Consider the following 24,129-nt stretch of genomic DNA (forward strand, 5'->3'; position numbering starts at 1 on the left):
CCATGGCAAAGTATTATGCCACAATATCGGGTTTACCGAATATTGGTGTAGACGATAGAAAACTCCCCTTTTCTTCGGAGCTCTTTGTAGAGGAGCTTAGAGAGGTACTTACCTCAAGCGATTTTAAGCTTTTGGAGATGCTTCGCTGGGAGCGCGATAATCGATTCCTTATCGATTACCTCGAATCTCCGGAGAAAGCGTTGGAGGCAGACGAACAACCTCAGCTACTTTCTTACGAGGAGGTTGCTGCAGTGGTGGACGCTCTCAAGAAGGGTACGAGACTTCCTAAGCACCATTTACCAGCTTATATCATAGATTTTCTTAAGGATTTTGTGATAGAGAAGGACGAGGAAGATGACCTACAAGACGATGAGGAAGAGGTACGTATGTGGCCCCTTCGCCTTGAGGATAAACTTGCCGATTACTATTATACCAAGTTCGCTCTCCCTGCTAAAAATAGTTTTGTAGCAGAGTGGTCGCGTCTTAATCTTGACATAAGGAATGTGTTTGCAGCCTTTACAAGTCGCAATCTAGGTTGGGATCCCAAAGATTATATCGTGGGAGACTCCGAGGTTGAGCGCAAATTAAAGACGTCAACAGCTACAAACTTTGGTCTCTCCGAAGAGGAAATGGAGTACATTGCTGCTCTTTCTTCGGTGCAAAATGAGACTGATATTACTCGTCGGGAGCGCATGTTAGATGTCCTCAAATGGAATTGGTTAGAGGAGCGTGTCTTCGATCGCACATTCAATGTTGAGACCATCTTGGCATACTATCTACAGCTACGTATCATAGAGCGCTGGACGGAGCTCAATGAGAAAACGGGAGAAGAAACATTCCGTTCCATTGTAGCAACACTCAAAAAGGAGAGCAACGACTCTCTCAACGAGTTCAAGAGAAATCAAAAGAAATAATATATCCATGACAAAAGGAGTTGTTAAGGGGATTGTGTCCAACCTTGTGACCGTTGAGGTAGATGGACCAGTCTCTCAAAACGAAATTTGCTTTATCACGGTGGGTGGAACTCGCCTGATGAGTGAGGTGATCAAGATCATCGGTGCCAAGGTGTTTGTGCAGGTGTTTGAGAGTACTCGTGGTATGAAGGTAGGGGATCTGGCTGAGTTTGCTGGTCATATGTTGGAGGTAACTCTCGGTCCCGGCCTCCTTTCCAAGAACTTCGATGGTCTGCAAAATGACCTCGATAAGATGGATGGGGTTTTCCTACAACGTGGTACCTATACCTATCCTCTAGAGCAAGATAAATTGTGGGAGTACAAACCTCTCGCTCAGGTAGGTGATCTTGTAGAGGCAGGTGGCTGGCTTGGTGAGGTTGATGAAAACTACCAACCCCACAAGATAATGGTTCCCTTTGTTTTCGAAGGGCAGTACAAAGTTGTAAGCCTTAAGCCTGCCGGCAAGTATCGTGCTGATGAAGAAATCGCAGTACTTGAGGATAAGAATGGCGAAAAGCACTCTGTTACAATGATTCAGAAATGGCCCGTAAAGAAAGCCATTCCTTGCTATGCAGAGAAGCCCCGTCCATTTAAGTTGCTCGAAACCGGAGTACGTACGCTCGATACACTCAATCCTATCGTAGAGGGTGGTACGGGCTTTATTCCTGGACCTTTTGGTACGGGTAAGACCGTGTTGCAGCACGCTATTTCTAAGCAAGCTGAGGCAGATATCGTGATTATGGCTGCTTGTGGTGAGCGTGCAAATGAGGTTGTGGAAATCTTTGCTGAGTTCCCAGAACTTGTAGATGCTCACACCGGACGTAAGCTCATGGAGCGTACGATCATTATCGCTAATACCTCAAACATGCCTGTTGCGGCTCGTGAAGCATCTGTGTACACGGCTATGACTATTGCTGAGTACTATCGTACAATGGGTCTTCGTGTTCTCCTTATGGCGGACTCTACTTCTCGTTGGGCACAAGCTCTTCGTGAGATGTCAAACCGACTGGAAGAACTTCCTGGACCTGATGCTTTCCCAATGGAGCTTTCGGCCATCGTAGCCAACTTCTACGCTCGCTCTGGGTTCGTTTATCTCAAAAATGGTAAGACCGGTTCTGTAACCTTTATTGGTACGGTATCTCCTGCCGGGGGTAACCTTAAGGAGCCTGTGACAGAAAACACTAAGAAGGTGGCTCGATGCTTCTACGCTCTAGAGCAAGAGCGTGCCGACCGTAAGCGTTATCCGGCCGTTAATCCTATTGATAGTTATTCTAAGTATCTCGAATATCCTGAGTTCAAAAAGTACATCTCGCAACACATTGCACCCGATTGGCTCGAAAAAGTAAATGAGCTAAAGATGCGTTTGCAGCGTGGTAAGGAAATTTCTGAGCAGATCAACATCTTAGGGGACGACGGGGTACCTGTAGAGTATCACATTACCTTCTGGAAAGCGGAGCTTATTGACTTCGTAATCCTTCAGCAGGATGCGTTCGACGATATCGATTGTAACTCTCCTCTTGCTCGCCAAAAGTATATGTTGGATCTTGTAGCAAAGATCTGCCATACCGAGTTTGAGTTTGAAGATTTCAATCAGGTAACGGCGTTCTTTAAGGGCCTTATCAACGTCCTCAAGCAGATGAACTACTCAGAGTTTGAGAGCGATGACTTTAAGAAGTACTTGGCACAATGCGAAGAGATGATTGCCAAGAGTGGCAAGTAATCTCCAGGGAAAGAGAGACCTCGTATAGAGAAAATTAATATGGCAACACAAGCTTTTAAAAAGATATATACCAAGATCTCGAATGTTACCAAGGCAACTTGTATGCTAAGTGCTACAGGGGTTGGTAATGACGAGTTGGCTTTGATCCATGGACGAATGGCTCAGGTCGTAAAAATCGTTGGCGACGAAGTTACCCTCCAGGTATTCGAGGGTACTGAAGGTATTCCTACCAATGCAGAGGTTGTATTCCTCGGCAAGGCTCCTACGCTCAAGGTGAGCGATCAGCTTGTAGGACGCTTCTTCAATGCTTATGGTCTTCCTATCGATGGAGGAGCGCAGCCCGAAGGACGTGAAGTAGAAATTGGTGGTCCTTCTGTAAACCCCGTACGTCGTAAGCAACCTTCTGAGTTGATTGCAACCGGTATTGCAGGTATCGACCTCAATAATACCCTCGTAACTGGACAAAAGATTCCATTTTTTGCGGATCCGGACCAACCCTTTAACGAAGTAATGGCTATGGTGGCCATGCGTGCCAAGAGTGATAAGATTATTCTTGGGGGGATGGGGATGACCAACGACGACTACCTCTTCTTCAAGAACACTTTTAGCAATGCTGGTGCTCTCGATCGTATTGTTAGCTTCATCAATACAACCGAAGACCCCTCTGTAGAGCGTCTGCTTATCCCAGACATGGCTCTTACAGCAGCTGAATATTTTGCGGTAGAAAAGAACGAAAAGGTGCTCGTGCTCCTTACGGACATGACCAACTATGCGGATGCTTTGGCTATCGTATCAAATCGTATGGACCAGATTCCTTCGAAGGATTCTATGCCGGGTTCGATTTACTCAGACCTTGCTAAGATCTACGAAAAGGCGGTACAATTCCCCGATGGTGGGTCTATCACCATTATTGCCGTTACTACGTTGAGTGGTGGCGATATCACCCACGCTGTGCCCGATAATACGGGGTATATTACCGAGGGTCAGCTCTACCTCCGAAAGGATAGCAATGTGGGTAAGGTTATTATCGACCCATTCCGCTCTCTCTCTCGTTTGAAGCAGCTTGTAATTGGTAAGAAGACTCGTGACGACCATCCTCAGGTGATGAATGCCGCCGTACGTCTATTCTCCGATGCTGCCAATGCACAAACGAAGATGGAGAACGGTTTCGACCTTACCGACTACGATAATCGTTCTCTTGCTTTTGCAGACGATTATTCTCGACAATTGCTTGCTATTGACGTGAATGTTGATACGACTGAAATGCTCGATATTGCTTGGAAACTTTTTGGAGAGCACTTTACTCCTGCAGAAGTAAACATCAAGCAGTCTCTTGTAGAGAAGTATTGGGTTGGTGAGAATAAAGCCTGATAGATAAGAGTCATGGCTATTAAGTTTCAATACAACAAAACTTCGCTCCATCAGCAAGAGAAGCAGCTGAAGATGCGAGTGCGTACGCTCCCTACGATCAAAAGTAAGGAGAGTGCTCTCCGTCTTGAGGTGAAGAAGACGAAAGACGAAGTGGTGAAATTGGAACAAAAGTTAGAAGATGGCATCTCTAGTTATCAGCACATGGTAGGGCTTTGGAATGAGTTTAATCCGGAGCTTATATCTGTGAAGGATGTGAAGTTGTCTACCAAGAAGATTGCCGGTGTTATAGTGCCGGTCTTGGATAAGATAGACTTCGAGGTGAAGCCATTTAGTTTGTTCAATTCTCCTTCGTGGTTCTCTGAGGGACTAGAGTTGCTCAAGGTGCTTGCTACTACTGGTATAGAAGCTGAGTTCCTTGGCCTCAAACTAGAATTCTTGGAGTATGCTCGTAAGAAGACCACTCAGAAGGTAAATCTTTTTGAGAAGGTACAGATCCCAGGGTATAAGGATGCTATTCGTAAGATTAAGCGATACCTTGAAGATGAAGAGAGTCTCTCTAAATCGTCTCAGAAGATCATGCGAGCCAATATTGAAGAACGCGAACGCAAAGAAAAGGAGGCACTGCTATGATTGAAAAAATGCAGAAGTATCTTTTCTTGATATACCACAGAGAGTATGAGGGCTTTTTGCAGAGTCTTCGTGAGCTTGGTGTGGTACATATCAAGGAAACTAAGAGCCCTAAGCAGTTCGATAACCTACAAGCCCTCCTCGCTAAGCGTAAAGACTTGGCAGACCTGCGTCGTCGTGTAAAATCATTGCGATCCAAAGATGCTCCGGAGGTTTCTATGATCCTCCCTCAATCTGAGGAGCAAGGAGTGGCTGTGAGGTCTGAGATAGAGGAGCTCATGGAGAAGGAAAGGAATCTGGCTAACCAGATTGCTGCCCAACGACGTGAGATCGACTATTGGAGTATTTGGGGTGAGTATGACCTCGATCTGATGAAGAAACTTGAGAATGCTGGTTACAAGCTGCATTTTTATGTAGTGGCTTCGCAGCAGTTCAAGGAGGAATGGATTGAGGAGTATCGCGCCGTAAAGGTTAATGATTTTCGCGCTCAAGCCTACTTTGTTACGATTGGACAAAGTGGCGACGTTCGCCCCGAAGCCGATGAGGTAAAGGCTCCAACGGCTTCTATGGATGAGATGCAAAAGAAGTTGGAAACCCTACAGCAGGAGGCAGAAGAGACCCATAATAGGATTGTTGAATTTGCTGATACTCGCTTGGGCGAACTAGATGGATATGATCGATTCATCGAGCGCGATTTTGATTTCGCCAATGCTCTCTTGCAGGCGGAACCCGAGGCTAACGATACCCTTATGGTATTGGAGGGCTGGGTGCCCGAGAGAGTGGCAGACAAAATTGCTCCCGCTCTAGATGGAGTACCTTGCTACTACGAGCAGGTAGAGATCCAAGAGAATGACAATGTCCCTGTGAAGCTTAAAAACAATCGTTATGCTCGTCTCTTCGAGATGATAACGAAGATGTATTCGCTTCCTAATTACGGGGAATTGGATATTACGGCACTATTTGCTCCCTTCTTTATGCTCTTCTTTGCTCTTTGTTTTGGAGATGGTGGATATGGACTATTGCTTTTGATAGGAGCCACCGTTGCTAAGACGAAAGCTAAAGAGGATGGCGTTAAGTCGGTGTGTAGTATGCTCATGTGGTTAGGTGGAACTACCGCCATCGTAGGTTCTCTCATGGGGACTGTCTTTGGTATGGTAATGCCTTGGACCGGAGGTACGATACTCGGCTCTGTGCCCGATACCTACATCCTCAACCAGAACACAATGATGTATTTGTCCGTTGTGCTGGGGCTTATTCAGATTGTATTCGGTAAGTTTATTGCCGGCTATAAGACGCAAGTACAGAAGGGATTCAAATATGGTTTGGCTACCTATTGCTGGGCTATCTTGATCCTCTTCGGAGGCCTTGGGCTCGTAGCGATGATGCTGGGTGAAGGTAATCCTATGCTTGCTATGGCATCAAAAGTCCTCTTGGGGATTGCTGCTCTCGCCTTTGTTATTGCTTTATTCTACAATACACCAGGCAAGAATATCTTCCTCAATTTTGGTTCCGGTTTGTGGGCAACGTACAACAATGCTTCCGGACTTTTGGGAGATACGCTTTCGTACATTCGTCTGTTTGCTATCGGTTTGACTGGTGGTATCTTGGGTGGGGTGTTTAATAACCTTGCCGTACAAGTGGGCGGAGGGCTCCCTGTAGGTCTCAATTTTGTGGTAATGGCAATCATTTTGCTATTTGGTCATGGTCTCAATTTTGGGCTGTGTATGATTAGCTCTTTGGTGCACCCTCTACGTCTTACATTTGTTGAATTCTACAAGAATGCAGAGTTTGAAGGTGGGGGGCGTCAATACACTCCTTTCAAGTAATCAATAATAGAAAAATCAAATAACTCAATCAATTAATTACAGTTCAAAGTATGATTAACGTTCTAACCTACTTAGGAATTGCCCTCATGGTGGCCCTCACTGGTATTGGCTCGGCAATTGGTGTAACTATTTGCGGTAATGCTACCGTTGGTGCTATGAAGAAGAATCCCGATGCAATGGGTTCGTACATTGCTCTTTCAGCTCTTCCTAGTTCTCAGGGTCTTTACGGCTTCGTTGGTTTCTTTATGGCTCTTGGCCTTGTACAACAACTCGGTGCCGGCCTCAACATTATCGCTGCTTGGGCTATCTTTGGTGCAGGTCTTACCCTTGGTGTTGTAGGTCTTCTTTCTGCTATTCGTCAGGCTCAAGTTTGTGCTAATGGTATCAAGACGATTGGTGGTGGTGACAACGTATTCGGTGCAACTATGGTGATGGCCGTATTCCCCGAGCTCTACGCTATTCTTGCCCTTCTCGTTGCTATCTTGATCTTCGGTGCTGCTCCCGAACTTGCAGCAGCAATTGCAGCTTAAGAGTATCTAAAGAATAATCTTATTTCCCTTTCTTTAGGGAGATAAATCACTTCTATAGCTCCTGCTCTCACTCCGGTAGAGCAGGAGTTTTTTTATGCCCTTTTCTCTTGGGGCTTTATCGGTGGTGTTGTATCAACATTACCTTTCAGTCAAAAGCTAATTAGCTTTCGTCAAATTCCTAATGAGCTTTTAATGAAAAGCTAATGAGCTTTTGTCGGATTACTAATGAGCTTTTGAGAGAAAGCCAATGAGCTTTTATAAGATGGGTCATTAGTAATTGTTAGGTTGCTAATTAGCTTTCAGGTTAATTGGGAGCAGAGAAGTGCTATTTCCTCTCAATAAAATCGTCCCTTTCTCCCGGTCCTCAATGAAAATTCTCCTGAAGATTGGGAGTGAGTTACATCGGTTTACTCTGGGTAAAATCAGAAAAGATTTTGGGTAACTTGTGTAGGATTTTCACCCTAGACAGAAATAATTCTTGCCCAATAAGGGAGTGGGCTCTAGGCCTGTACTTTAGATTTTTCTCCCTACAAAGGATTTAGTGGTACATATCCTTATATTTTCAGCCTGACTAGCACTGTGATTTCTCTACTCTAGTCATACTTTCGATTTGTCAATCATTTTTCTTGTCACTTTTTTCTGTGATGAAAATATGGATGTATCAAAGAAAAGTGTTATCTCAAGGTATTGATTTACAGGGGGTAGAATTTAACCTTTTGATTTTTATCAGCTTTTTATTTCCCAGCTTCTCTATGGGGCGCTAATAAAAAGAGCTTGTATTCGAATGTTTTGTATTATGTTTGCCGCGAAATTGATGGGAGGGTATTGATTTTCTCCTTTTATTCCCGAGGCGATTTTTGGTATGTATCACATAATTCAGAGAGGTTTGAACTTATTTATACCGACTCTGTTTAGTGTGTAAATAAGGACAGGACGTGTCTTTAGTTTTAGTATTGATTTAATGAGAAAGAAAATGAAAAAGAAGATTCTATTGGTGCTCTCTTCGCTTGTGAGCCTAACCCTAATGTTGTCACTTACTTCTATGAAAGATGATGACAGACCTATCCCCTTTGCACAATTGCCCAAAGTGGCTCAGCAGTTTGTGAAAGCGAACTTTACGTCGGAAGTCTCTTATGTGACTGTCGATAATGACTTGATCGGTAAGAGCTACGAAGTTGTGTTGGTGGATGGTACTCGCATAGAGTTTGATGGGAAAGGCATTTGGAAAGACGTTGATGCTGAGCCGGGTATAGTCCCCAAAAATATCGTTCCAAATGCCATCTCTAACTATGTGGCTAAGAATTTCCCCGGTACCTCCATTAGGCAGATCGAGAAGCGCAGGAGAGGTGGTTACCAAGTGGAACTCTCCAATGGGTTGGAATTGAAGTTCGATTCGAGCCTCAAGTTTGTACGTATGGATGACTAAACACCTATCTCTAAAATAGAAACTCTTTTAGGGTTATAGAGTGGGGCTTCTCTTGTGAGGAGCCCCTTTTTATATGGATTAAGGCTTGAAATAAAAGGGAAAAGAGCAGATGCCACTCTTATGATATATACCGCACCTACTTGTCTTGAACCTCTTTATTACGGACAGAGGGGAGCCACTGCTGCGCACAAAGGCAAGTAGCATCGATTATTGACTACAAACTTAGCTAGAGAGCAGATAAGAGTAATATGCCCCCATAAAATACAACCGCCAAAGGTCTAGAGGCCTTTGGCGGAGGAGGGGCGTGATGGGTATGGTTCCCATCTCACCAATCTTTGATGCAAAGGTAAAAATAAAATCGAGATAAATAAATCATGGAACTAGAAAAGCAAGACCTTGAGCGCTACTTGCTAATGACTTGCCCGTTATTTTGTGTGTGAGAAGAGCCCCTTTTTATAAGAATCCCCAGAGAGTATTCGGGGGATGAGAACACACTCTCTGGGGAGACCTTTTGGGAAAATATACCCCTATTACTAGGTATGAATTTCGTCGATATTTACAAGCTTATTGACGATGGCATAGATCGTGAGTCCGCTAGGGCTATGGATCTTAAGCTTCTTGGCAATATTGCGTCTGTGGGTAATTACAGTGTGAATAGAGATGGAAAGCTTGGTAGAAATTTCCTTGTTGGTAAGCCCCTTTGCCACGTAAGCCACTACGTCTTTTTCTCTCGGAGAGAGTAGGCGTTCGCTGTCTAGATCCATCTCTTCGTTTTCGGCTTGGCTAATAACCGAGAGGAGGTTTTGCAGGATGGATTCAGCAGAGTCTCCAATATTGATGGTGGCATCGTAGCTATAAAGCAAGGAGGGATCAACGGACCCGGTGGTAAGCGCCAAGATCTTGGCGTGTGCTGTGTTCAAGAATCGTTCGTCTAAGTGTACCCCCATTATGATGGGATTCATCAAGATAATATCGGGAGTAAAGAAATGAATGCTAGAGATAATGCTATCTATATCAATCTCAAATGCGATCTGCGTTCTGAACTTATTCGATCGTTTGATCACCGCTTCTATCCCCAAAGCAATTACCGGATTGGGCTCTACGATGAGTAGTTTATGTACGCTTTGTATCATCTCAAATTTTATTTCCTCTAAGAGTAAGACTTTAGCCCCAAGGGTATGAGGGATTATGAATTTTGCTTCTGTTCCATCGAACGGATAAGAGGAACAAAAAGGAAATCTTCGACAAAGTTGTGTGTAGCGAGGTCATCTTCGGCAGAGAATAGCTCGTGCAACACACTAGTTAGCTCGTAGCCGCTACCATCGGGGAAATACTTGATCAAGATATTCTTAAGCTCTCCAATACGAGCCTCTACCTTATCATGCCGGCGAGAGAATATGTCTATATTGTATGCCCCGGCACCCCGTTTTTGAGTACCATCTACTAGAGCACGTACATAAGGGAACACGTTTTTATCCTCATATCCCATATGTTTGTGCACCTCAGCTACATATTGATCGAAGAATTTATTGATGAGAAATACGATCTCTTCGGGGCCGCCCTCTATGGCACGACGGAGGTGCACCAAAAGTTTGGGTAGGCGATAGTCTAAGAAATAATGGTGAGAACGCTTCAAGAAGTCCACTAAAGCCATAGGAGAAAGCGATGCAAGCAGCTCTCGGCTGGGCTTGGTATTATGGGATACAATAGTATTGACTACAGCAATAAGTGTCTCTACATGTACATTATTTTCCTCACAAACCTCGCGTATAGTTTGGTCTCCAAACCCAAGGGGGATACCAAAGCGAGTAATAACGAGTAGGAGGTCGTATCGTTCACAAATAAGATCGCTCATGAGCGTATCTGCCGAGTAGAATTGCGTTATGCGTAGTGACATGCTTCTTACAATCAATTAGTAATACAATGCAAAGATAGGCTAGCCCAGCATATTATACAAGTAAAAGCTATCCCCAAAAGTAGTGAGATAGCTTTCTGATGTAGTGTTGAATTTCCCGTTTTAGGGCTTTAAGTCGGAGAAATGTCGCTTGCCCAAGAAGAAGTATTGCCAGACAATAGAGTGTGGATATACGCTGCTTAGCTGCACTGGTGGAGCAGCAAGAGGGGGAGTGTAGTGCTGTTTCATTTTTCTGAAGTCTCTATGAGCTTTGTAGATAGCCCAAGCGAAACGAGATTTTCCTTTGACTAGATACATGCCTGCCGATAGCCCATCCAGTAGCATACGTTTGGGGAGAAGTCTTTTTGCTTGCTTCCTAGGAAGGTTTTTATAGAGCATCAGAAGGTTGTTGCGAAAGTTGAGATACACCTTGCGAGCATTACTAGTGCTAAGAGTGGCACCACCCAAATGATATATTGTGCTATTGGGGGTATATCTCACTTCGTAGCCACTCCGTAGCCATCGCCAGCAGAGGTCAATTTCTTCCATATGAGCAAAGAATCGCTCATCTAATCCGCCTACTTGGAGGTAAGCATCACGGCGAACAAATAGACAGGCTCCCGAAGCCCAAAAAATAGAAGCCTCTGTATCGTACTGCCCTTTGTCCTCCTCTATGGTGTCGAATACCCGACCTCGACAAAACGGATACCCTAGATGATCTATGAAGCCTCCTGCTGCCCCTGCATATTCAAACTGAGAGGGATGGTGAAAGCTTCGTATTTTCGGTTGTACTGCTGCGAGACGAGCATTTGCTTCAAGCATAGCAAGAGGAGCATCTAGCCATCCTTCTGTCACGGCTACATCACTATTAAGCAAACAATAATAGGGAGTCTCGCATTGTGCCAAAGCCTGATTGTAGCCCTTTGCAAATCCGTAATTCTCTGAGAATTTAAGGAGCTTTACGGATGGGAATCCCCTCTCCACGACCTCAATGGAGTCGTCTGTAGAGCCATTGTCAATTACCACAATGCAAGCCTTATCACTAGGCGTACAGCGTACAACATCGGGGAGGAACTTACGGAGCAGATGGCTCCCATTCCAGTTGAGGATCCCTATGGTGATAAGAGGTGCCGTGCTCATAATCTTTTCATTCTAGGGAGCAAAAGGCTATACCCGGCTCTTTTTCCGTCCCAATTGTGGCTTGTGTGATAGCTCCTGATAGAGCAATATCGGGGCAAAATTCGTGCTCTAGTCGGATATAATTGTCTGTAAAACCATACATCTTACCATCTACACAAGAGTGCTCCCAAAGTACGGGACGCTTTTCTCCTTCGTGCTCTTTGTAAAAACTGCTTAGCTTACGATTCGATAGATCGATAAGGGCTTTACTACGTTCTTTTTTCTCTTCGGGAGATACTACGAGAGGTATGGATAGAGCAGGTGTACCACTGCGTTCACTATAGCTAAATACATGGAGTTGTGTTACAGGTTGCCCCTCAAGATAGGCAAGACTCTCTTCGAAAAACTCAGGAGTTTCGCCTCTCATCCCTACAATTACATCCACACCAATAAAGGCTTCCGGCATCATTTCTTTGATACACGCCAGACGATCAGAAAAAAGCTGGGTGCGGTACCGCCTTTTCATTAGGGCTAGTACGGCATCACTACCACTCTGTAGCGGTAGGTGCCAGTGGGGCATAAAGCTTCTTGATTGAGCTACAACTTCGAGCAACTCATCGGAGAGCAGATCGGGCTCTAGAGAGCTAATGCGGTAGCGTTCTATGCCATCGACCTGATCCAAGGCCCGCACTAGGTCTACAAATCGTTCGCCTGTGGAGCGGCCGAAATCCCCAATATTGACTCCTGTAAGTACAATCTCTTTTCCTCCCTCTTGGGCCACTCTTTCTGCTTGAGCAACCAAAGAGGCAATGCTTCCATTGCGACTTACCCCTCTAGCCTTGGGGATGGTACAATAGGTACAGCCGTAGTTACAGCCATCTTGTACCTTTAGGAAGTGTCGCGTTCTGTCGTCGCTGCTACAGCCCTCTTCGAAGCGGTGTAGATGAATCCGCTCACCTGCGTAGTGGTGCTTATTGGTAGGTGTCACCCCTTCTCCGGAGAAGAAAGTAATAAGATGCTCTACGACTTCACTTTTTCTGCCAGCCCCCACTACTATATTTACGCCCGGGATGTTGAGAATTTCTTCCCCCTTCAGTTGGGCATAGCACCCCATGACTACCACGGCTGCATGTGGATTCTCCCGAACTACTCGGTGGATGAGGGTGCGATCTTTGCGATCGGCCGCACTCGTTACGCTGCAGGTATTGATGATACATATATCGGCAGAGGAGCCCTCCGTAGCCAATACTACTCCCAACTCTCGCAATTGCCGACCTATGGTAGAGGTCTCTGCAAAGTTTAGTTTACACCCTAAGGTGAAAAACAAAGCTGTCTTACCCTGTAATACCATTGTATCTGGAAGCATGGATAGGTATTAGAATGGAACGGAATTCCCATCAAGGGCAATGGGCGAAAAGTTTCCTCCGATACCGCTATCGATGGTAACGAAGTTAACGCTATCGTAGGGGGCAAACTTTGTGTATTCACCGCGGAATATGAGTTTTACGTCTCCGATAGGTCCATTACGATGTTTTGAGATAATGAAGAAGCCCATCCCTTGGGTAGATGTATTGTCTTCGGGGTTAACCTTGATATTGTATACCTCGGGACGATGGATAAAACATACCATATCGGCATCTTGCTCAATGGCTCCGGACTCACGAAGGTCTGAGAGCTGAGGTCTCTTACTATTGGAGTCCCCCTGTCGTGTTTCTAGGGTACGGTTGAGCTGAGAAAGGGCTATAATGGGAATGTTTAGCTCCTTGGCTAGGATCTTGAGAGAGCGGGATATCGTACTTACTTCTTGCTCTCGGTTACCAAAGCTCATACCTTGGGCATTCATCAGCTGTAAGTAGTCTATGATAATAAGCTCTACATGTTGCTCCCGTACTAACCTGCGAGCTTTGGTACGAAACTCGAAAACAGAGAGGCTCGGAGTGTCGTCTATATAGAGAGGTTTGTCTTGAATATCTCGTAGCTTGGTACTGAGTTGCGTCCATTCATAGGCTTCCATCTGACCATTCTTTAACTTCTCTCCCGGTATCTCACATACGTTGCTGATGAGACGCTTTATAAGTTGTTTCGCACTCATTTCGAGGTTGAATATAGCTACCGGTATACCTAGGTCGATAGCCATATTCTTGGCCATTGACAAGACAAATGCCGTCTTACCCATGGCAGGACGCGCTGCAATGATAATGAGATCGGACTTTTGCCACCCTGCGGTCATCTTATCTATCGCAGGGAAGCCGGAGGATATACCACTAATACCATCTCCTATATTTCTGGCCTCTTGTATCTCCGATATGGTTTCTTCTAGAAGCGAGTCGGCTCGGCGAATATCTTGCTGGATATTCTGTTTTGAGAGTTCAAAAAGAGCCGCTTCGGCCTCTTGCATCTGTACTTCAGACTCAATAGAATCTTCGTACGCCTTGGTGAGAACTTCGGAGGCAAAGGAAATCAAATTGCGGCTCGTGGCTTTGCCGGCAACGATATGGGCGTGATAGAGTACGTTGGCAGTCGCTCCCACACTAGTTGTAAGGTTGGCAATGTAGGCGGCTCCACCTACCTCCTCGAGCTGATCTGTACGACGAAGTTCTTCTGTGACGGTGAGCATGTCGATAGGCTTCTGATTCGCTTCGAGCTCCCAAATCACCCTGAAAATAGTTTCGTGTGCTCTTACATAAAAGCTCTCCGGCTTAAGAATCGTTGCTACATCGCCCATAACTCCGGGTTGAAGTAGTATTGCTCCCAGCACAGCACGCTCCAGCTCTACCGCTTGAGGGGGTATATGCCCATCCAGTGCTGTTACTGCACTTTGGCTCGAAGAGGCCTTACTCTTTTTTCCCTTTGTGTCGTTTTTTGCCATATCTGATCCTCCGACCTTATGTTTCTATAGGTCTAGTCGAGTTTGAGTACAGCAAGGAATGCTTTCTGAGGCACCTCTACTGTACCAATCTGTTTCATTCGTTTTTTTCCCTCTTTTTGCTTTTCTAGAAGTTTTCTCTTACGCGAAATGTCCCCCCCATAACACTTGGCGGTTACGTCCTTACGTACGGCTTTGATCGTTTCTCGTGCAATGATCTTTGCTCCGATAGCTGCTTGTATGGCAATATCGAATTGCTGACGAGGGATAAGTTCTTTGAGCTTTTCGCACATCCTCCGCCCGAAGGACACACTGTTGTCTATGTGGGTTAGGGTAGAGAGGGCATCAACGGGTTCTCCGTTCAGCAATATATCCAACTTAACGAGTTTGGATGGGCGGAAGTCGCTGATATGATAGTCAAAAGAGGCATATCCTCTAGAGATACTTTTTAGCTTGTCGTAGAAGTCGATAACAATCTCTCCTAGGGGCATATCAAAGAGTACTTCTACGCGATTCCCCGATATAAACTCTTGCTTGATGAGAATGCCTCGCTTATCCATACAGAGGGATATGATGGGGCCAATATAGGCAGCTTGAGTGATGATGGTAGCGCGGATATAGGGCTCGTCGATATGATCAATTAGGGTGGGATCTGGCAGGCCGGAAGGGTTATGCACTTCGCTCATTGCCCCCTTCTTGTCGTACACTTGGTAAGAAACGTTGGGGACTGTGGTTATTACGTTCATGCCGAACTCTCGGTCAAGCCTATCCTGTACAATCTCCATATGGAGCAGACCTAGGAAGCCGCACCGAAATCCAAAACCTAATGCTACCGAGCTCTCAGGGGTAAATGTAAGGGAGGCGTCATTGAGTTGCAATTTCTCAAGAGAGGTACGAAGATTTTCGAAATCCTCTGTTTCGATAGGATATACCCCTGCAAATACCATCGGTTTCACCTCTTCAAAACCCTCAATCGCCTCCAGAGCCGGGCGCGCTATATGGGTGATGGTATCGCCCACTCGTACCTCTTTACTTGTTTTTATCCCTGATATAATGTAGCCAACATCGCCTGTTTTTACCTCTTTACGGGGTGCCATCTCCAATTTGAGTACGCCTACTTCGTCGGCCTCATACTCCATACCTGTGGCGATAAATTTTACTTTATCTCCTGTCTTGATCGAGCCATTGACCACCTTGTAGTACGCGATAATTCCTCGGAATGGATTGAAAACAGAGTCGAAAACAAGGCACTGAAGGGGGGCTTCCGGGTCTCCCTTTGGAGGGGGGACTTGCTCTACAATGGCATGAAGAATAGCCTCAACTCCCATGCCGGTCTTGCCGCTTGCTCGTATGATGTTTTCGGCAGATTCCCCTAGCAAATCTACAATCTGATCCTCTACTTCCTCGGGAGTGGCACTCGCTAGGTCACACTTATTGATAATAGGGATAATGGTCAGGTCATTCTCTATCGCCATGTATAGATTGGAGATGGTTTGAGCCTGGATCCCCTGAGTTGCATCTACCACCAAGAGAGCACCCTCGCAGGCGGCAATAGATCTTGAGACCTCGTAACTAAAGTCCACGTGTCCCGGAGTATCTATCAGATTGAGGATGTATTTTTCTCCTCCCTCTTCGTACTCCATCTGTATGGCATGGCTCTTAATGGTGATACCCCTCTCGCGCTCCAAGTCCATATTGTCGAGTACTTGAGCTTGAAGGTCCTTGCCGGATACGGTCTTTGTATACTCAAGAAGACGGTCTGCCAAGGTACTTTTACCGTGGTCGATATGGGCAATAATGCAAAAATTGCGGATATTCTTCATCGAAAGATAGCGTGATGTCTTTGTTACTAATGAATGATAGAGCGAGTGATAACTTGGGCAGCAGTGCGAGCAGCCGGCACACGTCCGAGCTGGGAACGTAGGCGTGCGTAGCCTTCTGAGATCTGTTGTGTTGAGGCTAGAAGTCGCTCAATAGCACTATGGAGATGCTCAGGAGTTGCTTTGGCCGCAAGTAGCTCTTCTAGTAGAGGGGTGTCTAATATGAGATTTACCAGAGAGAAGTAGGAGATAGGCAAGCGCGAAAAAGCCCAATTGACAAGAGGAGATCCGATGCTTCGGTAACAGACTATCTGAGGAGTCCCGATGAGTGCCGTCTCTAGGGTAGCGGTGCCCGATGTTACAAGGGCAAAATCTGCTGCTGCCAAGATGCTATAGGTCTGTCCCAAAAGGACTTCTGCCTTATGTCCTTGGATGAGTGGGGTATAAAACTCTACCTCAATGCCTGGGGCTCCTGCTATGACGCATTGATACTCTGGGTAATAAGTCCGTAGGGTGGAGAGCATAAGAGGCAGATTTTGTTTTATCTCTGCACGTCTGCTCCCTGCGAGTATTGCTACAATCGGATGCTCTATTGTGAGTTGAGGTGTTTTATCGAGTAGGTCTACTTTTGCTTGTGGGTCGCCCCACGTATCCCAATACTTTCCCACTGCGTCTACACACGGATTACCTACATAGTAGGCATTGACTTTGTGGCGAATCAAAAATTCCTCCTCAAAGGGGAGGATGCTCAGCACTTGTGTACAAAGGGTACGGAGCTTCTTTGTACGCCTTTTCTTCCAAGCCCACACTTTGGGAGGGATGTAGTAAAAGACGGAAGTGCGGGGCAATGCCTTGTCCGCAAAAGGGAGAATGTAACGAAAGTTGAACCCGGAGTAGTCGATGGGTATTACAACATGTGGATCGAAATCCTTGATCTCTTGCTGTACGAGATGAGCTGCAGAGCGAATCTCGGGGAGATGCCTCAAAACTGAAATAAACCCCATAAAGGCAACCTTACTATAATGGACAATAGGTCGTCTCCCCGCTTCGTAGGCCATCTGATCTCCGCCCATAAATGCGAATGTAGCCGAAGGATCTTCAGCTTTTATGGCTCTGATGAGGTGAGCACCATGAAGGTCTCCCGAAGCCTCTCCTGCTATCAAGAAATATCGCATCGTGGGGATGTGATTTTATTCGGGGAGACCATCGCGAAATGCCTCATGGAGCTGAGGCAAGAAATTCCTATCGGTCATGTCAATACGGATAGGCGTGAGGGTTGCATACCCTTCCTCCAAGAGATCCCAGTCCGTATTGGGTTCATCCTCTGTTTTTACTTGGCTTCCTACCATCCAGTATACTCGTCCCCCGGATCCATTTGTGCTCTCTAAGAATTCGTCTCTAAAGCGCCCTACTGCCTGTGGAGCCACCTTGAATCCCAAGGGTGCAGTACTAGGGAGATTGAGGCTGAGCATCGTATGTGTTGGTATTTTGTTCGAGAGCATCCAACGGACTAGTGAGCTTGTGTAGGCTACGGCATAGCGCATTTCCGCATCCTCTCCGTGGTCATTGACCGATACCGCTAGGGAGGGAATACCCGCAATACAGCCCTCTAGAGCTGCCCCAACGGTACCCGAATAAACAATACAGATACCATCATTACGCCCATGGTTAATTCCGGTCACAACAAGATCGGGACGGCATTCTTTTGAGAATAGTACGTTAAGAGCTAGCTTTACACAATCGGCAGGAGTGCCGGTACAGCGATAGACTCGGTAGCCCTCTTCCTCTTCCATCTTGGTCAGTTTCAAGGGCAGGGAAGAGGTGATTTGAGACGAAGCTCCCGATCTCGCTCCCTCTGGGGCAACAACGGTAACATCCCCAATTGTGCGAAGCATAGTGCTCAGGGCTGCTATGCCGGGGGCGTGAATACCATCGTCGTTAGATATAAGAATATGGGGTCTGGATACCATTAATATCTAGTTGGATTGCAAATAATATAGACTACCTCTTGGGAGAGTTATTCAGCAGATTCAGGTACGATGCTATCAAGACGAATCTCGTACCTCAAAGCTGAGTAACCTGGGATGTTAATGTTCTGTGATTTAGTAGTTTTAGCACCATAGGCTAGATACCAAGGGATAATCACCTCGGTATGATCTCCTACTACCATATTTTGGAGTGCAATTTGCATACCTGCAATCGCCCTTTGTTTCTCTCCTCTATTGAGTGAAAGGCGTAACCCCTGTTCTTGATCAAAGTTACCATCCAAGGGCGCTGTACCTGTAGACGATGTAGAAACAAGGAGGTACATAGCATAGTGGATAATCACACGCGAGGTGGATATAGGATGCTCTGTACCGGTGCCTTTGGTCTTGGTCTTCATAAAGACGTAGGGAAGAGAGCCATCTGTCGTAACCTTTTTATACTCACTTTTGCTCTCATAGTCTGCAAAGGCCTTTTCGTTACGGCGACGCCACTCCTCAGAGGAGTCTACTGAGCTCTGGCATGCAGGTAGCAGTGCTGCCATCAAAGTGGCAACAACTATCAAGATTGGAAATATTCTCTTATTCATGGCTGTCACAAGCTATTTTCCGTAGTAAAGTCCCCATATCCACCTTTTGGGCGATTTCTTTGCGGAGATCTGTTATAGCAACTCTGTGCTGCTCCATCGTGTCGCGTTCTCGGATGGTAACAGTATTGTCCTCCATTGTTTGATTGTCAATAGTGATACAATAGGGGGTACCTATGGCATCTTGACGACGATAACGCTTCCCGATGGAGTCTTTTTCGTCGTATTGACAAGTAAAGTCGAAGCGAAGCTCACGTACCACTTCGCGTGCCTTTTCGTCCAAACCATCTTTGCGTACGAGTGGGAGTACAGCGAGTTTGATGGGAGCTAGGGCCGCTGGGAGGCGTAGTACGATGCGCATCTCACCATTTTCTGTAGGCTCTTCGCAGTAAGCACCACACATCAAGCTGAGGAATAGGCGGTCTACCCCGATAGAGGTTTCCACTACGTAGGGTATATAGCTCTCTCCTGTTTGAGGATCGAAGTAGCGGAGTTTCTTTCCGCTGAACTCCTCGTGACGGCTTAAATCGTAGTTGGTACGGCTATGAATTCCTTCTACTTCTTTGAATCCGAATGGCATTTCGTACTCAATATCTGTAGCTGCATTGGCGTAGTGCGCTAGCTTCTCGTGGTCGTGATATCGATATTTGTTGTCGCCCAGTCCGAGTGATTTGTGGAATGCCATACGTGTCTTTTTCCAGTACTCAAACCACTTCATCTCTTCACCGGGAGCTACAAAGAACTGCATTTCCATCTGCTCAAACTCACGCATACGGAAGATAAATTGACGGGCCACAATCTCATTGCGGAAGGCTTTCCCTATTTGGGCAATCCCAAAGGGGAGCTTCATACGCCCTGTTTTCTGCACATTGAGGTAGTTAACAAAGATCCCTTGAGCCGTCTCCGGCCGCAGATAGATTTTTGAGGCACCATCTGCCGTAGAGCCCATTTCTGTGGCAAACATCAAATTGAATTGGCGTACTTCTGTCCAATTACAGGTGCCACTAATGGGGCAAACAATATTTTTGTCTATGATGATGGTGCGGATTGCCTCAAGATCGTTGTCGTTGAGTGCTTTGGAGAATCGCTCTAGTGTTTCGTTTTTCTCGGCTAGATAGCCCTGTACTCTGGGATTGGTTTCGCGATAGAGTGCAGCATCAAAAGATTCTCCAAAACGCTTTGCAGCTTTTGCAACTTCCTTGTCTATTTTTTCGTCAAGTTTGGCGAGATAATCCTCGATCAAGATATCGGCACGATAGCGTTTTTTCGAGTCCTTATTGTCGATAAGGGGGTCGTTAAAAGCATCCACATGCCCTGAGGCTTGCCAAATCTTGGGATGCATAAATATGGCTGAGTCTATCCCCACTACATTTTCATGCAATAGAGTCATACTCTTCCACCAAAAGGCTTTTATGTTATTCTTCAGCTCAACGCCATATTGCCCATAGTCATACACTGCTCCCAGCCCGTCGTAAATCTCCGAAGAGGGGAATACAAATCCATATTCTTTGCAGTGGGATACTATTTTCTTGAAAAGATCTTCTTGAGCCATTTATCCTATTCTATTTTATGAGTGTATTTATTGTCTATAAAAATCTTCCGCTCCTCTGTTTTTCTCGCTCTAGAGAGAGGCAAAAAACAAGAGTGCTGCCTGCAAAAGTAATCATTTTGCAGCAGATGGCAGGTGCCTGGTATAAACATCAGATGTGCTGTGAAAACAGAAAAAGAGACTGGGTAGAATTTTTTCGGATTTAGGCCTGTAGCAAAATGTTTTTCAGCCAGTAAGAGGGGAGAGTTCTGCCCAGAAAAGTTTCTATTTCTAGCCAATATGAAATTCATTATCAGCCTGTCTTTTTTTCTTCTTTGGGCGCATTGTGTCTTCTAGTTGCGGGATTTGTGTATCTTTACCCGCGGATAGTGGTCTGGCATATTTAAACATTGGTGCTACGAAGCTGTCTAATACTAGAGAGTATAGAGAGATAGAATGAATATCTCCGGTTCTCCGTGCGGGAGGGCTTCTATTGAGCAAAAAGAATAACATCAACACTTTAATTATAAGGACTATGAAACGAAACAGATGGCTAATCCTCATGGGGATAGCAGTTTTGGGAATAACCTCGGCATCTGCTCAGAATGATTGGGATTTTGATGATATCTACAACAATCAGAAGCAGGTGCAGGAGCAGCGTAAGGCGATCTCAGCTCGCGAAAAAGCAGAACGTGAGAGACTTGCGAGAGAGCGTAGGCAACGCGAAGAAGAGTGGGCTCGTGCCAATAGAGAAAACTCTCGCTATGCGTACGACAATTACGAGGATGAATATGACCAAGAGGACTATTACGATGATCCTTCCGACCGAGATATTGACGCCTACAACCGGAGGGGGAATGCAAACGACTCTCTTTCTAGGCGTTCTGTAAGGAGAGGGAACAATACCTCAAAGCAATATGCCTCTAGAGAAAGAGGAGGTGACTACAAAACTCGCCCACGCTCCTCACGGGGCCGTTATACCGATCGTATTGCACGCTTCCATGACCCCTCTACCATTGTTGTACAAAGAGGGAATAGTATTGTCATATACACGGACGAAGATTACTACGGTTGTGGCTACAATTGTGATCAATGCTCCTACTACGGAGGTGGAGATGTGAACATCTACTTCGGAGTCGGTTGCGGTAATTGTGGCTATGGTTGTGGCTCCAATTACTATGGGGGCTATCCCGGTTACTATTCAGGGTATTACCCAGGGTATTATTCTTGGTACTCGCCTTGGTATGGCGATCCTTACTGGTATTATGTATGGTATGGGCCTTCTTACCCTCGCTACCGCAGGTATGGTTGGTGGGGATACAGCTCTTGGGGCTGGGGTTGGGGCTCAGCTTGGGACTACTATAGCAACCCCTACTATGCTTGGCACAATGGCTATCACCAGGGATTTATAGATGGTTATTATAGCGGATATTATGGTAGTTATGGCTATGACCCCTATGTTGGCTCCTATTACCACTCTGTAAATCGAACTCCCAATGGTCGTCGCAATAACGAATATTACGGGGCTGCAGGTAATAGCTCTCGCAATAACGGAGGCTCAGTGACTACAGCTTCTTCTGTAAATCAGCAGCTCTCCGATCGTGAGGCTCGTCGCTTAGAAGCGGTAAACGAAACACGAGGTAATTATTGGACAGAAAACGCCAATCGTGTAACGGATAATACTTCCTATAATCCTAGAGAGTATCGTCCCTCTCGCTCAGGCAACGCTCGTGGTTCTTATGGAGAAGACTCTCGCACGAACAATTCGCGCGTATCCACGGATGAGCCAATGCGCCGTCGTACCGAAGGTATTACCGAACGCCCCGCGCGTCGCGGTTCATACGAAGGAACAACACCCCAACGGATAGACCGCTCACAGCAACGTATAGAGCAAAGAGAAGTGCCCTCTCGTTCGCAGAGAAGCCAATACGAGTCTTACCAACCTCAGCGTAGAGGCACTTACGATACTCCTTCGGAGCCAAGACGCAGTACCTCTTCTTCGCAGCAAACCATACAGCAGCACCGTTCGTTTGACTCAGGCTCTTCTTCACAGAGTAGTGGGAGCAGCTCTTCGCGCGGTAGCTATGATGGAGGAGGTTCTTCGTCAACAACTTCTCGAGGACGTCGCTAAGAATTGGGAGGATATATCCGCAGAAATAGATAAACACCAATGCAATTATTATAGATCATGAATGGACTTTTGAAAATGTATTTGGGGATCGTGGCTTGCTCTCTTGTGGGGGTGGGCTCGGTCTATGCACAGAGTGAGACGGATGCTTTTTCTCTAAGTAGAACTGAAATAGACGGGTCGGCTCGTTTTCAAGCTATGGGGGGAGCGTTTGCTGCCTTAGGGGGAGATCTCTCCTCTATATCCCAAAACCCCGCAGGTGGAGCCGTCTTTCACAGATCGGAAATGGCGATGTCCTTCGGGTTTTCGAACCGTGCTACAACGGCATCTTGGTACAATCAAGAATTAAAACATAGTACTAGTAACGTAAAAATTCCCCAGATAGGCTTTATTTCTTCTTACTATAACCCCTCTACGGGCAATGGATTTTCGTTTGGTATTAGTCGCAATAGAGTAGTTAGGTACGATCGAGATTTCGAAGCAGAAACGAATCCTAAGGGCACTCTTCTCGACTATAATGGTGTCAAGGGAATTCCCTTTTCTATTGCAGACTATACTGCAATGATTACTCCCGATGACCTCCGCTACGATAGTTTCTACGACCCTCAAAAAGGTGGACTCTACAACGCCAATGCTTCGTGGATGACGATTCTTGGTTATGAGGCCGCTTTCATCAATCCGGGTGCTGGAGGAGCAGGCCCTTATACTACTAACTTCTATTACCCCGATGGATCGGGTTCTAAGGTTCCCTTTGGTCCCAAACGTGCTACCTTACAGATGCAGGAGAGGGGGGCTGTGAATGCCTACGACTTCAACTTCGGCTACAACTGGGGAGATCGTTACTATCTGGGTGCATCACTCAAGTACACTTCTGTAGAGAAGCAACTTGCATCTACCTACGGCGAAGACTTTTCATACGATGACTACCTTCAGCTTTACAACGAATTAGCTACCACAGGGAGCGGTTTTGGACTCAGTATTGGTACAATATTGCGCCCTACCGATGGATTACGAATCGGTCTTGCCTACCATTCTCCCACTTGGCTTTCTCTGGAAGATCGCTACTATGCTACGGCAAGAACTCGCTATACTTCACTAACTGATGATGGGAAGAATATAAAGAAGGTGTACAGCTTCGAAGGGAAAACACCTAAGGGGAGCAATGCCTATTCTGTTACCACTCCCAGTAGATTTGTAGTGGGGCTCGCCTATACCTTTGGCAATAGAGCTCTCATCAGTGTGGATTATGACTTGATGCCCTACAGTATGATGCGTCTTAAGTTCCCGGGGTCAGTCTCGGCTAGTTCGGATAATAGGGCCATTGAATCTCATTACGGATCGCAACATACCGTGCGTGTAGGGGGCGAAGTGCGCGTATTGCCTGCGCTCAGTCTGCGTTTGGGATGGGCTTATTCTACCACTCCTATGAAGCCTGGGAATGGACTTACCACCTTCGAGGGCAGTAGCCAAACTCCGATGCTTGTAGCAGGTACACTCCCACACTATACCATTCAAAAGACCCAATGGATCTTTGGTGGAGGGGTAGGGTATCGCTTCTCTAGAGACTTCTATATAGATGCTTCTTTAGTACGAGCACAGAATAATAGTTATGTTTACGCATTCCCGATGTTGTCAGATCGTAGTGGAGCTCCTCTCAAGAAAGATGTATTCTCTACCCCCAATGCAATAAAGCTCTCAAACAGCAATATTCGTGCAACAATCACCTTTGGTTATAAATTCTGATTCTCTATA

Annotated in this window: 19 protein-coding genes; 9 read left to right on the forward strand and 10 right to left on the reverse strand. The window is 46.0% G+C overall.

The features are described from left to right. Positions 1-2: 2 nt before the first annotated feature. From ACTTHR_RS00610 to ACTTHR_RS00640, 7 genes are all read left to right on the forward strand, one after another. Positions 3-914 carry a DUF2764 family protein gene (locus ACTTHR_RS00610; protein ID WP_442604807.1) on the forward strand — a complete coding sequence of 304 codons (912 nt, stop codon included), beginning with the start codon at positions 3-5 and terminating at the stop codon, positions 912-914. A gap of 7 nt (positions 915-921) precedes the next feature. Next, complete coding sequence (locus tag ACTTHR_RS00615) at positions 922-2,673, forward strand: V-type ATP synthase subunit A (protein WP_442604808.1); 1,752 nt, start codon at positions 922-924, stop codon at positions 2,671-2,673. Positions 2,674-2,712: 39 nt separating this feature from the next. Next, positions 2,713-4,044, forward strand: a complete 1,332-nt coding sequence (locus ACTTHR_RS00620; RefSeq protein ID WP_442604809.1) for a V-type ATP synthase subunit B — start codon at positions 2,713-2,715, stop codon at positions 4,042-4,044. 12 nt (positions 4,045-4,056) lie between these two features. Continuing rightward, the gene (locus tag ACTTHR_RS00625; protein WP_004334374.1) at positions 4,057-4,674 is read left to right on the forward strand and encodes a V-type ATP synthase subunit D; all 618 of its coding nucleotides are present in this window, start codon (positions 4,057-4,059) and stop codon (positions 4,672-4,674) included. Further along, positions 4,671-6,497, forward strand: coding sequence for a V-type ATP synthase subunit I (locus tag ACTTHR_RS00630; protein ID WP_442604810.1), 1,827 nt, complete (start codon positions 4,671-4,673; stop codon positions 6,495-6,497). Before ACTTHR_RS00625 ends, ACTTHR_RS00630 begins: the two co-directional genes overlap by 4 nt. A gap of 50 nt (positions 6,498-6,547) precedes the next feature. After that, a complete protein-coding gene (locus ACTTHR_RS00635) occupies positions 6,548-7,027 on the forward strand; it encodes a V-type ATPase subunit K (RefSeq protein ID WP_004334321.1) in 480 nt (159 codons plus the stop codon). A 973-nt stretch (positions 7,028-8,000) separates the two neighbouring features. Next, entirely contained in the window at positions 8,001-8,453 is a 453-nt protein-coding gene (locus tag ACTTHR_RS00640) for a PepSY-like domain-containing protein (protein ID WP_442604811.1), read from the forward strand. Between the two features lie 533 nt (positions 8,454-8,986). Here ACTTHR_RS00640 and ACTTHR_RS00645 read toward each other — a convergent pair. The 10 genes from ACTTHR_RS00645 to ACTTHR_RS00690 all read right to left on the reverse strand — a co-directional run bounded on the left by ACTTHR_RS00645 (position 8,987) and on the right by ACTTHR_RS00690 (position 20,273). Then, the gene (locus ACTTHR_RS00645; protein ID WP_442604812.1) at positions 8,987-9,586 is read right to left on the reverse strand and encodes a response regulator transcription factor; all 600 of its coding nucleotides are present in this window, start codon (positions 9,584-9,586) and stop codon (positions 8,987-8,989) included. Between the two features lie 53 nt (positions 9,587-9,639). After that, positions 9,640-10,350, reverse strand: a complete 711-nt coding sequence (locus tag ACTTHR_RS00650; RefSeq protein WP_442604813.1) for a hemerythrin domain-containing protein — start codon at positions 10,348-10,350, stop codon at positions 9,640-9,642. Between the two features lie 120 nt (positions 10,351-10,470). Further along, positions 10,471-11,487 (reverse strand): glycosyltransferase family 2 protein, encoded by a 1,017-nt coding sequence (locus ACTTHR_RS00655; RefSeq protein ID WP_442604814.1) that lies wholly within the window; start codon positions 11,485-11,487, stop codon positions 10,471-10,473. A 7-nt stretch (positions 11,488-11,494) separates the two neighbouring features. Further along, positions 11,495-12,832 (reverse strand): tRNA (N(6)-L-threonylcarbamoyladenosine(37)-C(2))-methylthiotransferase MtaB, encoded by a 1,338-nt coding sequence (gene mtaB / locus ACTTHR_RS00660; RefSeq protein WP_442604815.1) that lies wholly within the window; start codon positions 12,830-12,832, stop codon positions 11,495-11,497. A 9-nt stretch (positions 12,833-12,841) separates the two neighbouring features. Next, positions 12,842-14,335, reverse strand: a complete 1,494-nt coding sequence (gene dnaB, locus ACTTHR_RS00665) for a replicative DNA helicase (protein ID WP_004334062.1) — start codon at positions 14,333-14,335, stop codon at positions 12,842-12,844. A 32-nt stretch (positions 14,336-14,367) separates the two neighbouring features. Next, entirely contained in the window at positions 14,368-16,155 is a 1,788-nt protein-coding gene (lepA, locus tag ACTTHR_RS00670) for a translation elongation factor 4 (protein WP_004334342.1), read from the reverse strand. A gap of 26 nt (positions 16,156-16,181) precedes the next feature. Continuing rightward, the gene (gene lpxB, locus ACTTHR_RS00675; protein ID WP_442604816.1) at positions 16,182-17,327 is read right to left on the reverse strand and encodes a lipid-A-disaccharide synthase; all 1,146 of its coding nucleotides are present in this window, start codon (positions 17,325-17,327) and stop codon (positions 16,182-16,184) included. Positions 17,328-17,342: 15 nt separating this feature from the next. Continuing rightward, entirely contained in the window at positions 17,343-18,122 is a 780-nt protein-coding gene (gene surE, locus ACTTHR_RS00680) for a 5'/3'-nucleotidase SurE (protein WP_442604817.1), read from the reverse strand. A 47-nt stretch (positions 18,123-18,169) separates the two neighbouring features. Continuing rightward, positions 18,170-18,724, reverse strand: a complete 555-nt coding sequence (locus tag ACTTHR_RS00685; protein WP_311140187.1) for an FKBP-type peptidyl-prolyl cis-trans isomerase — start codon at positions 18,722-18,724, stop codon at positions 18,170-18,172. Then, positions 18,717-20,273 (reverse strand): glycine--tRNA ligase, encoded by a 1,557-nt coding sequence (locus tag ACTTHR_RS00690; RefSeq protein ID WP_442604818.1) that lies wholly within the window; start codon positions 20,271-20,273, stop codon positions 18,717-18,719. The genes ACTTHR_RS00685 and ACTTHR_RS00690 overlap by 8 nt, the downstream gene beginning before the upstream one ends. Positions 20,274-20,784: 511 nt before the next feature. Between ACTTHR_RS00690 and ACTTHR_RS00695 the strand changes: the two genes are divergently transcribed. Then, the gene (locus ACTTHR_RS00695) at positions 20,785-22,380 is read left to right on the forward strand and encodes a hypothetical protein (RefSeq protein ID WP_442604819.1); all 1,596 of its coding nucleotides are present in this window, start codon (positions 20,785-20,787) and stop codon (positions 22,378-22,380) included. A gap of 57 nt (positions 22,381-22,437) precedes the next feature. Next, a complete protein-coding gene (locus ACTTHR_RS00700; RefSeq protein WP_442604820.1) occupies positions 22,438-24,120 on the forward strand; it encodes an OmpP1/FadL family transporter in 1,683 nt (560 codons plus the stop codon). Positions 24,121-24,129 lie beyond the last annotated feature (9 nt).

Origin of the sequence: Porphyromonas endodontalis (assembly GCF_052173515.1) — a bacterium.
Classification (GTDB): Bacteria; Bacteroidota; Bacteroidia; order Bacteroidales; family Porphyromonadaceae; genus Porphyromonas; species Porphyromonas endodontalis_A.